Source organism: Aeromonas sp. sif2433, assembly GCF_019218705.1.
Lineage (GTDB): Bacteria > Pseudomonadota > Gammaproteobacteria > Enterobacterales > Aeromonadaceae > Aeromonas > Aeromonas encheleia.
This window is the reverse complement of record NZ_JAHUXD010000067.1, coordinates 1-212: the sequence shown is the minus strand read 5'-3', so window position 1 is coordinate 212 and position 212 is coordinate 1. Positions and strand designations below refer to the sequence as shown.

The 212-nt window shown below is 64.6% G+C and carries 1 protein-coding gene; it reads left to right on the top strand.

Annotated features, from left to right (window positions below; translation table 11 throughout):
- The coding region (locus KW825_RS20435) for a VCBS domain-containing protein (RefSeq protein WP_218330259.1) at positions 1 to 212 on the top strand (212 nt) is incomplete at both ends.

The following is a 212-nucleotide window of genomic DNA, read 5'->3' as shown; positions in this document are numbered from 1 at the left end:
GCGGTGACCGAGGATGCCAGCAATCCGACCCTGACCGACAGCGGCACCCTGACCCTGACCGATCTGGATGCGGGCGAGGCAGTGTTCAAGGCCGGTACCGGTACCCCGAGTGCCGGCGCTCTGGGCCACCTGACCATCGATACCGCTGGCAAGTGGACCTACAACGTGGCCAACGGCGACGTGCAGTACCTGAAAGAGGGTGAGACCAAGGT